This window comes from Dyadobacter sp. BE31 (assembly GCF_031457695.1).
Lineage (GTDB): Bacteria > Bacteroidota > Bacteroidia > Cytophagales > Spirosomataceae > Dyadobacter.
In genome coordinates this window covers 459527-472338 of record NZ_JAVDXA010000004.1, presented here as the reverse complement: position 1 = coordinate 472338, position 12812 = coordinate 459527, and the positions used below count along the sequence as shown (strand labels likewise).

Annotated in this window: 7 protein-coding genes; 5 read left to right on the top strand and 2 right to left on the bottom strand. The window is 48.7% G+C overall.

The window, feature by feature from the left end:
• Positions 1–15: 15 nt before the first annotated feature.
• Together J2Y43_RS22600 and J2Y43_RS22595 are read right to left on the bottom strand one after the other, a co-directional pair.
• A complete protein-coding gene (locus J2Y43_RS22600; protein ID WP_309987017.1) occupies positions 16–1452 on the bottom strand; it encodes a SusD/RagB family nutrient-binding outer membrane lipoprotein in 1437 nt (478 codons plus the stop codon).
• 5 nt (positions 1453–1457) lie between these two features.
• Positions 1458–4712, bottom strand: a complete 3255-nt coding sequence (locus J2Y43_RS22595) for a SusC/RagA family TonB-linked outer membrane protein (RefSeq protein WP_309987019.1) — start codon at positions 4710–4712, stop codon at positions 1458–1460.
• A 777-nt stretch (positions 4713–5489) separates the two neighbouring features.
• Between J2Y43_RS22595 and J2Y43_RS22590 the strand changes: the two genes are divergently transcribed.
• The 5 genes from J2Y43_RS22590 (at position 5490) to J2Y43_RS22570 (ending at position 12812) form a co-directional block, all read left to right on the top strand.
• Positions 5490–8696: a SusC/RagA family TonB-linked outer membrane protein gene (locus J2Y43_RS22590; protein ID WP_309987023.1), complete on the top strand. Its 3207-nt coding sequence runs from the start codon at positions 5490–5492 to the stop codon at positions 8694–8696.
• 11 nt (positions 8697–8707) lie between these two features.
• Positions 8708–10186 carry a SusD/RagB family nutrient-binding outer membrane lipoprotein gene (locus tag J2Y43_RS22585; protein WP_309987026.1) on the top strand — a complete coding sequence of 493 codons (1479 nt, stop codon included), beginning with the start codon at positions 8708–8710 and terminating at the stop codon, positions 10184–10186.
• Between the two features lie 49 nt (positions 10187–10235).
• Positions 10236–10844 (top strand): DUF5011 domain-containing protein, encoded by a 609-nt coding sequence (locus J2Y43_RS22580; RefSeq protein ID WP_309987031.1) that lies wholly within the window; start codon positions 10236–10238, stop codon positions 10842–10844.
• Between the two features lie 11 nt (positions 10845–10855).
• Positions 10856–11356, top strand: a complete 501-nt coding sequence (locus J2Y43_RS22575) for a lipid-binding protein (protein ID WP_309987035.1) — start codon at positions 10856–10858, stop codon at positions 11354–11356.
• 112 nt (positions 11357–11468) lie between these two features.
• The gene (locus J2Y43_RS22570) at positions 11469–12812 is read left to right on the top strand and encodes an amidohydrolase (protein WP_309987037.1); all 1344 of its coding nucleotides are present in this window, start codon (positions 11469–11471) and stop codon (positions 12810–12812) included.

Here is a 12812-nt window from a genome sequence, read left to right as displayed (position 1 = left end):
TCACTGGTTTGGAGATCAGAATTTATCCCACCATAATTTAGTTGAAGCGAGATCGCCGCCGATAGCGCTTGCCGCTGCTTCGCGGTTAGCGCCATTCAGAGTTTGCTCTACGATCGGATAGATCATGCGCACAGGGATTGCCAGACCAGCCGGTACGTTCCCGCCTGACGGAGGGGACAGTTTAGGGTAGTCAAGTCTTCTCCACTCAACCCATGATTCCCAGCCTCTGTTGTAAAGTGCGATCCATTTCTGGAAGCCGATCTTCTCTTTCCAAGTCGGAGCAGCCGTTGCGTAGGCAACTTTAGGTTGCGCCAGGTATGTCGCAGCGTCCGCAGCGGAACCGCCCCAGTAAGTGATAGACGCCGTAACAGCCTTGTTATAGTGGTCAGCCGCTGAGCCTGCGATGAAACCTCTTTCAACAGCTTCTGCAAGCAGGAATTCTACCTCGGAGTAGTCGAGTAAAAGGCCTTCGAAAGCAGGATCGATGATCTTGTCGCTTACGTGCGAGAATGCCGAATAGGTATTCAGAAAACCGTACTGTCCGCCTACGTATTTATCGTTGATCGTTGAAAAGAAGAAAGGTCTTCTCGGATCATTCAACTCGTTCATGGGCGTCACGATGGTTGCCGAAGGGATAAAGTCCTGACGGCTCGTGTAAAGCGAGTTCATGTTTTGAGCGATCGGGTTATAGTTCGGCGGCGTGGAAATGTAAGGGAAAGCTGCCTTGTCAGCGTTGCTGGTAAATACCTTCGGAGCTGCTTCGGCTACCAGCTTTTTAGCTTTTTCAGGATCGCTGTCAGCGATGATCATCGCCAGTTTCAGTTTCAGTGAGTTACCGAATTTTACCCATTGCGGGATCTTCCCTTTGTAAAGCAGGTCGCCGCCGCCGAATGGTGTTCCTTTCGATTCCAGTTTTGGCAGCGCCGCGTCCAGGCGAACCAGGAGGGCGTCGTATATTGTCTTGGCATCATCGTACTTAGGCAGCGGGTTTTCCGGGTTCATCGCCTCAGAATAAGGGATGTTACCGAAAGTGTTTACCAATGCAGCCCAGGTCATTACCTCCACGATTTCGATCTGCGCAAGCTGCACATCTTTGGTTGCTGGCAAGAGAAGCGCATCTGCATTAATCAGTCTTCTGGATTCGTTCAAATCCGAGATAACACCTTTGTACAATCCACGCCAGAATGATTCCGGGATGATACGCGCAGTAACGTTATAGCGAGGCTCATCCAGGTAAGTGGTTGTGGTCCATTGCTGAACATACAAACGGTAGTTGTTCACATTGACGTTCGGGCTGGTGAGCGTATCGGCCAGGCCTTTCAATGCATTCGAGAAAAAGGTAACAGGCGGTGCCGTAGACGGACGCTTGGTATCCACATTATAGTCGTCCAGGCTGTCGACGCAAGCCGTCAGCATCAGGAACGGGAGGAAAAGAATGATTAATTTTTTCATATCGCTTAGAAACGGAATTTAACATTGAAACCATAGTTTCTTACAGCCGGGTAAGCACCGCTTTGGTAACCGCCCGCGCCATTCAGCAAACCTGAGCCCAGACCTTCTTCGGGATCCTGGAATTCCATGTTTTTGTGAATGATCCAAAGGTTACGTCCGATTACCGAGATGTCGATCTCTTTGAATGCGCGCAGTTTACTTACGATCGCTTGAGGAAGGGCGTAAGTAAGTGCTACTTCTCTCAGTTTGATGTAGCTCGCGTCGTAGATGTACATCGCTCTTGGCGGGTTGCCTGGGTAACCGTATGCAGTGGCACCGTTTCCGTCTACGTTTGCAGCACGAACCGTGTTAGGTGTTCCGTCGGCTTGTACACCTGGGAATAATACACCACCACCTTGTGCAACAGGAGATCTTTTAGGGTTGCCGAGCTCGTTCAAACCTGCTGTGATCGGATAAAGACCGGTTCCTTCACCATACCACTGATCCAATGACCATACATCACCACCATGACGGATGTCAAGCAGGAAGCTTAGTGACAATGTTTTGTATTTCAATGTGTTGCTTACGCCGCCGATCCAGTCCGGGTTCGGGTTACCAATGATTTCCGATGAGCTGGAAGTTGCCGCATAAATACCGTTGGTTTTAACCACTTTCTGGCCGGTTCCTTCATGGTATACGAAGTTTGTTCCGCGAATTACGCCGAATGGCTGTCCTTCCGCAGCATTAATAGATACACCTCCCTGAAGGCTGGCGATCTGTACGTTGGTTACTTTGGTAGCACCTTCACCGTACAGGCTGATTACCTTGTTACGGTTTCTTGCAAAGTTCACGTTCAGAGTCCATGAGAAGTCCTGAACTTTGATCGGCGTTACATATGCAGAGATTTCAATACCCTTGTTTTGCACTTCACCCGAGTTTACATAACGGAATGCGTAGCCGGTTGCCGCAGTGATCGATACCGGAAGGATCTGATCGAGGGTAGCTGAGCGGTAGTAGGTAAAGTTGAAACCCACGCGGTCGTTCAGGAATGCACTTTCAAGACCAAATTCGTAGTTTTTGGTTCTTTCCGGTTTCAGGTCCGGGTTGTTTTTGGTATTTCTCAGCGTGAAATAAGGGATGTTGCCGAGGCCGGTTGGTTTGTCATATACATCCAAAGTACTTCCCCATGGCGCATCGTTACCTACTTCTGCATAGTTGGCGCTCAATTTAGCCATCGTCAACCAGCCAAGTCTTTTAAGTCCTTCGAGGTTCGAGATGTTGAAGTTCGCACCGATCGCAGGGTAGAAATAAGTGTTGTTGTTTTTGCTGAGCGTAGTCGATTTGTCCTGTCTTGCGGTCAGGTCAAGGTTTACGAGGTCCTTATAGCCAAATGAAGCCTGTGCATAAAGACCATCCACACCAATTCTTCTGTATGCTTCGGTAGGCGCTTCGATCGGGTTAGCCGAGTTCGAAAGAGAGAACAGGCCCGGTACGACCATACCGCCATTTGTCTGGGCGCGGATCGAGTTTTCTGTCGAACGACGCATGCTTCCACCTGCCAAACCGGAGAAGTTAATGTCCTTCGTGATGGCTTTGCGGAAGTTGAAGATCACATCAAGGTTGGTCTCGTTGAAACCTCTGTTGAAGCGCTTGTATTGTGCCGGGTCGGAGCTGCCGAATGCGATGCGCTCTTCCTGCATATCCTGCGTTCCGTTATAGGCGAAACGCGTCGTCAGGTCGATCCATGGAGCGATTTTATAAACTGCCGCAGCATAGCCGAAGAAGTTGTCACGCGAGTCGTTCGAGAAGTTTTCGTAACGTGCGAAGTACGGGTTTTCCGAGTAAATCGGACCGTTGTCGTCGAATGGAGCGGTTGGATCTCCCCAGTTCCAGGTTACATCCTGTCTGTTTCTGAAATAAGCCGCTTTTTGTTCGAGGAGGTCAACGTTGGTCTGGAACCACTGTCTGAACTGCTGGTTAGGGTTTTTACCATCATAACCCGTTCCGTAACGTCCCATACCTTTCACTTGCGAGTAGTTGGCATTGGCGGAGATCGTCAGTTTCTTGGTCAGGTCAAATGAAGCCGAGAAGTTGAAGAGGTTCTTGCCCAGTTTACTGTTTGGAAGCACACCTTTTTCGTCGCTGCGGGTATAACCTACTTTAAATGTGGTGTTTTCGCCGCCGCCCAGGATGCTTACGCTCTGGTTGGATGTAACAGCTGTTTCGAAGAATGCATCGGGGCCGTTTTTAGCAGCAACCCATGGAGTCATTTTGCCATAGGTAGGAGAGGTAGGGTCGATGGCATCCCATTGGTATACCAGTCTGTTTGGATCAAATTTTGCTCCGAAAGAAGCATCGGCATCAAACACAGCGATGTCGCCTTCACCTGAGCCCAGGTTGCCGCGGTAGAACTGGTCTTTCGCGCCGTCGCCACCATACCCTGCACCATATTCCTTCTGGTATTTCACATAAGTGCTTTTATCGATCTTGCCCCAGGTAACGCCGCTGTTCACAGTTACATCGAAGCTGTTTTTACGACCTTGCTTGGTGGTAACGAGGATTACCCCGTTGGAAGCACGAGAACCGTAAAGTGCAGTAGCCGCAGCGCCTTTCAGTACGTTCACAGACGCGATATTGTCCGGGTTGATATCGGAAGCAGCATTACCGTAGTCGGTACCGGCACGACCTGTCTGCTGGTCGGTCGAGTTGGTGTTGGCATTGGTAACAGGTACACCGTCGATTACCCACAGTGCCTGGTTGTTACCTGTAATGGATTTGTAACCACGGATGATCGCGCTGGTCGAACCACCCATGTTGTTGTTCGTTTTGATATCAAGACCGGCGATTTTACCTGCGAGCGCATTCATGACGTTCGGGTTACGGGCCTGTACGATCTGCTCGTTGTTGATCTGCTGGGCTGCGTAAACAAGCTCATTTCTTTTGCGCTCTTGTCCTAGGGCTGTTACCACAACCTCCTGAAGCTGGCTGACATCACTTTTTAGCGTTACGTTGATGGTAGACTGGTTTCCAACGATCACTTCCTGTGTTTGAAAACCGATAAAACTAAAAACGAGCGTAGCCCCGGCTGAGGTGGAAATTGTGTACTGGCCCTGGCTATCGGTGGTGGTACCGCGAGTAGTACCTTTCAAAGAAATGTTAACACCCGGAAGTGTTGAGCCGTCGTCGGCTGTGACCTTGCCGGTCACTGCGAGATCCTGGGCGTGAAGCTGCGTCAGAAATAGCAGCAAACAACCCATTAAGGAGCATAAAATCTTCCTCATAAATTAAGTTTAAAGTTAGGTTTGTTATGTAAACATACTGTTGCAAAAATAACTATTAGTTTAACCAGTACAACCTTTTCATTACGAAATTTCAAAATTTACTTTGGCTTGACTACCGGATATGAAGAATTTTCTATGTAGAAGTCGTGATTTTTTGCAATTTTTTCAAATATGCGAAATTTTCAAAAATCGGCTTGATTTTAACTAATTGTTAAGAATAGATCTCTTTTTTTGAGGAATTTACATTTATTGGGAGAAACATGCCCGATGGTGAAAATGCGGGTACTTAGATTACGGTACCAGTATACGCGGCTCGATTAAAGAATGAATCTAAATAAAGTGGTTCTGAAAAAGTGAGTGGATTAAGAATGCCTTTCTATCGAGGAATTTTTGATAAATATTTGCATTATTTTAATATTGTTTGTAGCTTAATATAAATTTTCAAGCTCCAAAAACGGGCCATTTCCGACCTGAAAAATACACCCTCCACAGTAAGCTACTTTTAGTAAATATTTGAATTGTTTGAAAATCATCTAAGGAAAGGAAGTAGGCGTTGCAATTTTGATTGCGAATACGCAGAAAGCATGAAGTTCTAACAAATACGTTTATAGAGGCATTTTTGCCGTTCCTGCTAACAAACTGGTAATGAAACCCAATTTATGCCAAATTATATTCTGGGCATTGATTTGGAGGGCGTTGTAATTGATTGAAACAAGAATTAGTTTTGTAACCTTGACGCAATTAATATCCTATTTAAACAAACTTTAAATCCTTTGTATGAGAAAGACTCTACTGTTTCTATTCTTAGGGTGCTTATTGATTCCTGGCTGGCAGGCATTTGCCCAGGATAAACAAGTATCGGGAGTTGTGACCGCCGACGACGGAAGCGTACTCCCCGGTGTAAACGTCACCCTAAAAGGTACAACCAGAGGTATCACAAGCGATATCGACGGTAAGTACACCATTACAGCCCCCTCTTCCGGAACGCTCGTGTTTTCATTCGTGGGGTACCTTAGCCAGAGCATCGTGGTCGGCTCCAAATCGACGATCAACGTGACGCTCGTGGCGGATGCCCAGCAACTCGGCGAGGTGGTCGTAACTGCACTAGGTATTTCGCGCGAACGCAAATCGCTCGGTTATAGTACCGCCACCATTGCCAATACATCCATCACAGAAGCCCGCAACACCAGCCCGCTCGATGCGCTTAACGCGCGCGTACCGGGTCTGTCTGTTAACACCGCGTCGGGAGCACCGGGAGCGTCGACCGTCCTGAACATCCGTGGTTTCAACTCTGTGACCGGTAACAACCAGCCGTTGTTCGTAATTGACGGTGTGCCGATGAACAACCGCGGTAACACTTCATCAACCAATGCGCAAAACGGCAATGATGACTTCAACCGTTCGATGGACTTCGGTAACCAGATGAACGATATCAACCCTAACGAGATTGAAAGCATTACCGTACTGAAAGGTATTTCGGCATCCGCATTGTACGGTAGCCGCGCAGCCAACGGTGCGATCCTGATTACCACCAAAAGGGGTAAGTCCGGCAAGACTCAGGTTGACATTTCATCATCTTTTGCGAGATCACAGGTATTGCGCGTTCCTCACTTGCAAAACACATACGGCCAGGGATGGAGCGGCTTGTTCGACCGCATTGAAAACGGTTCATGGGGGCCCAAACTCGATGGCAAGACTCGCCTTTGGGGTAATGTGGTGGATAACTCTCAAATGCTGAAACCTTTCTCGGCCCAGGAAGACAACCTGAAAGACTTCTTCGACAAAGGTTATGAATGGAACAATAGCATTGCGGTATCGGGCGGTACGGAAACGGCCAACTACCGCGTAGCGTACTCCAATGCCACAGCCGACGGGGTTGTGCCTACCAATGCTGATTCCTACAAGCGTAATACATTGAGCCTGAATGGTGGTTTGAAGCTGGATAAATTCTCGGTAAACTCTAATATCAACTACGTTCACAAAAACCAGAAGGCAGTTGCAACGGGCCAGGGCGACGATGCGGGCGGAGGTAAAGTAGTGTGGCAGGAGATCATCCAGATCCCGCGCGACCACTCGATCGTAGATTCAAAAGCATTGCTGGATCCGAACAGTCCTTACTACAAGTTTATGACGTTGGATAATTATTTTACGCCATACGCTCAGAACCCCTACTGGACACTGTACAACCAGGGTAACAACTACGACGAAGACCGCATTTTCGGTAATATCGAGTTTGGTTACCAATTGTTGAAAAACCTGGATGTGAGATACCGCGTGGGTGGCGACTACTCCGATGCGTTCCAGAAAGACTGGGGTAACGTCGGTAAAATCTCTGACAGCGCTCCTAACAGTTCTGCAAATGACGTTTTCGGAGGTGTGTCGCAACTTGCACGCCAGAACCGCCAGTTCAACAGCGACCTGATCTTCAATTTCAAACACAATTTCGGATCGCGTTTCGATGTGCAGGCATTCTTCGGGCATAACCTCAATGAAAGAACTGCGCAAACCAACTTTGCAAAAGTTACCAACCTCGACCTCCCTGGTTTTTACAGCCTTTCCAACAGCTCCGTAACGCCTACTACATTCGCTACCACCAGCAAGCGTCGCCTCGTGGGTATCTATGGCCAGGCTACATTCGGTTTTGACAACTGGTTGTACCTGACGGTGGGTGCACGTAACGACTGGACCAGTACGTTGCCAAAAGGTAAGAACTCTTACTTCTATCCAAGCGCGAGCATCAGTGCCGTGTTGTCGGATGTGTTTAAGTTGCCGGCAGAGATTCCTTTCGTGAAAGTACGTTTTGCGGCTGCGTCAGCGGGTAACGACGCGGATCCTTATCAGGTTTATTCTGTGTATGTGCCTGGGTCTGTACGTGCGGGTGGTTTTGGTAACATCAACTTCCCATTCGGCGGCCTGAACGCTTACGAGGTCTCAAACAACCTTGGAAACCAGAATCTGAAGCCGGAGATTTCGACCGAATACGAAGGAGGTCTTGAACTGGGTTTCTTTGGAAGACGTGTAGGACTCGACCTGAGCTACTATAACAAGCTGACCAAAAACCAGATCATCAGCCTTGCCCTCGAACCTGCAACAGGTGCTACTACGCAAACTGTGAACCTGGGTAGTGTAAGAAACAAAGGGGTTGAATTAGCATTGAACCTGATCCCGGTCCGTACAGAAAAACTGGAATGGGGGGTTACGGTGAACTATAACAAGATCTGGAACGAGGTGGAATCGCTCGGTCTCGAAGGCGGTTCAGGAAATATCCTGCTCAACAGCAGCTACAATGTGAAGCTGCGTGCAGTGGTTGGCAAGCCGCTGGGTGCTATTTACTCACCGGATGTACAGCGTGATCCAAGTGGAAACATCATTGTGAACCCTACAAACGGACTGCCGCTGGTAAGTTCGGAAGAAACATACAGAGGTTCGATCAACCCGAACTATACTTTGGGCGTATCGACTTACCTGGATTACAAAGGATTCAAATTCAGTGCAAATGGCGACTATCGTAACGGTGGCGTTTTCTATTCTTACACCGCCCGTCTGAATTACTTCAACGGAAACGCGTACATGTCCCAATATAACGACCGCGAGCCGTTTGTTGTACCGGGTTCTGTTGTAAAAGTAGGCGAGGATAGCTATGCACCTAACACCATGCCGGTGTCACGTGCGGACGTATTCACTTACTACGGCGGATCGACTTCTGCGAACGAATACAACCACGTATTGCCGAAAACATTCTTCAAACTGAGAAACGTGTCACTGACCTATTCAGTACCGAAGAAGGCGTTGGCAAAACTGCCGGTAAGAGGTGCATCTGTGGGTGTGTTTGGTCGTAACCTGGTGCTGTGGACACCGAAAGCCAATCACGTCGTTGACCCGGAGGCCAATACGTTTGGAACCAGCCTGAAAAACCTCTATGGTGAATTTGCGGCGGGTCCATCTACTGCAACGTATGGTGTTCAGTTAAATCTATCATTCTAATTAGGCTTCAAATGAAAGGTATTATAAAAAATAGTGTTTTGCTGCTTGCAGCACTTTCACTAGGCTCTTGCAACGATTGGCTCGATGTAAACGAAGACCCGAACAACCCGACCAATGTGGCGCCGGAGTTTGTGTTGCCGGCTGCACAGGCGTCGATCGTAGCTTCTGTCGGAAGTGATATGGCCATTATCGGCGGACTTTGGTCGCAGCACTGGACTCAGTCCAATGCAAGTTCCCAGTACCGCAATATCGACTCTTACGACCTTAATCCGTCTGACTACAACAACATGTGGACGGAGTTTTATGCGGGTGGGTTGAATGACCTCGAGGATGTTAAAATCAAAGCCACCGCTTCGGGTAACAACAATATGGTATTGCAGGCAATAGCCGTACAATCCTTCGGTTACCAGATGCTGGCTGACTTTTTTGACAAGATTCCTTTGACGGAAGCTTTACAGGTGGAAACCATTAAGGCGCCCAAATATGACGACGGCCCTGCGGTATATGCGGAGTTGCTGAAAAGACTCGACGCCGCTCTCGCGCTCGACTTCAACAACGGCAAATCTACTGCGGTAGCTTCCGACCTGATTTTCGGCGGCATGAGTGCCGATAACCAGATCGATCACTGGAAACGCTTTGTGAACACGCTGAAACTGAAATTGTACCTGCGCCAAACAGCAAGTTCTAACTCGGCTCAGGCGATTGCGGCAATCAAGGCCATGCTGGACGCGAATACGCCTTTCCTGGAAGACCATGCTGCATTGACCAAATTTGTGGATGAGCCGAACCGCAGTAATCCACTGTATGAAACCAACGTCCGCCAGCTGAACACGGGAACTAACCTGCGCCTGAGCCGCACGTTGATGACCTATTTGCAGGCCAACAATGACGATGCGCGTCTTGCCGCTTACTTTACACCGGGTCCTACCGGACAGAGCGGTTTGGAACAAGGCGATTTCAACAACACCACCATTGCACCCGGAACCCCTAGCGTAGCAAGAATGACCGCTACTGATCCATTCTACTTTTTCAGTATCGACGAAGTATACTTCCTTTTATCGGAAGCATACCTCCGCATTGGCAATGACGCGAAAGCGAAGGAGTTTTACGAAAAGGCAGTTCCTGCGGCCTACGCAAAATTCAACGTTGCATTTGACGCCAAGAAGATCGCCAAAGGTGGTGTTTACGAATATCCCTCAACCGGTACTATGGAGGCAAAGCTGAAAGTGATTATGTACCAGAAATGGGTAGCGATGTTCCGTCAGGGATACGAGTCTTACCTGGATCAGGCGCGCACCGGCTATCCTGAGAAATCTCCTGTACGGTCAACGGCTACTAGTTACGTGCCGGGCCAGTGGACGGTATCGGAGGAATCTGTAATCGGAAACGAGTTACCTAAACGACTCCCTTACACTTCCGCTTCGCGTGACGGGAACATTAATGCACCGGCTGCTGTACCGGTTACGGCCAAAGTTTGGTGGATGAAGTAAACACAGGTCATTGATAACAGAAACTATGAAAAGAGGAATAAAACTGATAATGATAGCCCTGACCTTGTTTGCAGCATTTTCGTGCGAAGAGGATAAGGTGACAGAAGGTATCTCAAGCATTACCTATTATCCGGTGATCACTTTGAAAGGTGAGCAATGGAATCAGGTAGCGGTGGGAGGCACTTTTACAGACCCTGGCGCAACAGCTAAGGAAGGAGATACGGAGATTCAGGTGAAGGTGAGCGGCACAGTAGATACAAAAACGCCAGGTGTTTACGTGCTCACTTACGATGCCGTGAATAAGGATGGTTACTCGTCGACCGAGTACCGCTACATAGGTGTGATCTCTGCTGCGGCAACTACCGATATTACGGGAAGCTACAAGCGGAACGCTGGTAACCAAGGCATTTCAAAAGTGACCAAGGTGAGCGGAAACCTGTACAGAGCGGATAACGTCGGAGGTGTTTCAGTGCCGGCTCCGGGAGATGCTGTTTTGTTCTATTATTTCGATAAAGGCAAAATAGGTGTTCCTTACCAGCTCACTTTGGGTAATGCATTCGAATGCACCGACGCATCGATCAAAGAAGGTGTATCTTACAGCTGGGTGGTGATCAATCCAGGCTACGGTACTGCGCTTCGTACTTTTGTGAAACAATAAAATTGACGTTTATGAAATATATAAAGTATTCTCTGATATTATTGGTGTTCGGCCTTTTGTCCTGTGATCTGGGCAGCGAACCGACCATTGAAGGGACCAAATTACAGGCCATGTGTGGTGAATGGTATATAGGCGTTTTTGCCAACGGAGAGGACATAGGAGGTGGCGGACGCTTCCTTATTACCACTTCGAATACCGCGGCCAACAACGAAACCGACCTGATCATCAACGATCATGAGTTGCTCACGCCTGACGCAGATCCAGTGGCTGTTGTTGCCAAAGTAAATTTGCCAGCGATGACTTTTGACAAGGCGGATAAATTGCCAAACATGGAAGCCGGAAAGGCTGCCATTTCGATCATTGAAGGCAAAATTCTCAAAGGTGCTGCAACTTCGACGGGTGGAAACAAAACAGATTCCATTTACGTGAAGTTTACTTTTGAGAATGACCCTAAAACGGAGTGGATATATGCCGGCTACCGTCGCACAGGTTTCCTCGAAGACGAGCATTGATTACAAACACTTGCCAACACAAGGCCTTATCCATTATGGGTAAGGCCTTTTTGTTTTGGAACGGAAGAATTTCTTTCCGATCTTGAAAAACCTGATTCTTTAACACATTCCTATGACAACTCCTTTTACGGGCAAAATTTTAAACAAAATAGGTCGGATATCGGCCGCGGCACTAATCGCCGCCATTACCGCACAGTCGGTATCGGCTCAGTCGGCATTAGCTAAATCGATCGATCAGAAAGCGCCGGCACTGGAAAAGAAACTGGTAGAATGGCGTCGTCATTTTCACCAGAATCCTGAACTGGGTAACCGGGAATTCAAAACAGCAGAGAAGGTTGCAAGCCATTTGAAACAGCTGGGCATCGAAGTGCAAACCGGCGTTGCACATACCGGGGTGGTAGGGATACTGAAAGGCGGTAAGCCGGGGCCTGTGGTGGCTTTGCGGGCCGATATGGACGGCCTGCCGGTGGCTGAACGGGTGGATCTCCCCTTCAAATCGAAAGTAACGACGGAATACAAAGGGCAGACTACGGGCGTCATGCACGCATGTGGGCATGACACGCACATTGCGATACTCATGGGTGTAGCCGATGTGTTGGCATCGATGAAAAATGAGCTTCCCGGTACCATTAAATTTATATTCCAACCTGCCGAAGAGGGGGCTCCGGAAGGCGAGGAGGGCGGTGCAGAACTGATGGTGAAGGAAGGGGTCCTCGAAAATCCGAAAGTGGATGCGATTTTTGGCCTGCATATCGACTCGCAGATCGAAGTAGGGAAGATTTCCTACCGTCCCGGGGCGACAATGGCTGCCGTGGATTTTTTTAGTATTGATGTAAAAGGAAAACAAACGCACGGTGCTTACCCGTGGTCGGGAGTCGATCCGATAGTGACTTCTTCGCAGATTGTGACTGCATTGCAGACGATCGTCAGCCGTAACCTGGACCTCACACACGCACCCGCGGTCGTGACCATTGGCGCAATCCACGGCGGCGTGCGGCAGAATATCATTCCCGAGTCGGTGAAAATGATCGGTACCATCCGCACTTTTGATGAGAATATGCATTCGTACGTGCATAAGCGCCTGAATGACATTTCAACCAACATCGCGGAAAGTGCGGGTGCTACCGCAACGGTCGATATCGATATAATGTACCCTGTCACGCATAATGATGAGGCGCTGACGGCTAAAATGATCGGTACGCTGGAAAATGTAGCCGGGAAAGAGAATGTAAATGTGATTCCGGTCAAAACCGGGGCTGAAGACTTTGCCTTTTACCAGCAGAAAGTCCCCGGTTTTTTCTTCTTCCTGGGAGGTATGCCAAAGGGTAAAAGCGTTGCCGAAGCCGCACCGCATCACACGCCCGATTTCTATGTAGATGAAGGCAGCCTGGTGCTAGGGGTACGCTCGATAGCCCGCTTGGCTACCGATTATCTCGAAAAAGCGAAAGCCAAATAG

Excerpts from the sequence above, each read along its gene's own strand:
- J2Y43_RS22595 (WP_309987019.1), bottom strand. The coding sequence starts at position 4,712 with ATGAGGAAGATTTTATGCTCCTTAATGGGTTGTTTGCTGCTATTTCTG.
- J2Y43_RS22580 (WP_309987031.1), top strand. The coding sequence starts at position 10,236 with ATGATAGCCCTGACCTTGTTTGCAGCATTTTCGTGCGAAGAGGATAAG.
- J2Y43_RS22600 (WP_309987017.1), bottom strand. The coding sequence starts at position 1,452 with ATGAAAAAATTAATCATTCTTTTCCTCCCGTTCCTGATGCTGACGGCT.
- J2Y43_RS22575 (WP_309987035.1), top strand. The coding sequence starts at position 10,856 with ATGAAATATATAAAGTATTCTCTGATATTATTGGTGTTCGGCCTTTTG.
- J2Y43_RS22585 (WP_309987026.1), top strand. The coding sequence starts at position 8,708 with ATGAAAGGTATTATAAAAAATAGTGTTTTGCTGCTTGCAGCACTTTCA.
- J2Y43_RS22570 (WP_309987037.1), top strand. The coding sequence starts at position 11,469 with ATGACAACTCCTTTTACGGGCAAAATTTTAAACAAAATAGGTCGGATA.
- J2Y43_RS22590 (WP_309987023.1), top strand. The coding sequence starts at position 5,490 with ATGAGAAAGACTCTACTGTTTCTATTCTTAGGGTGCTTATTGATTCCT.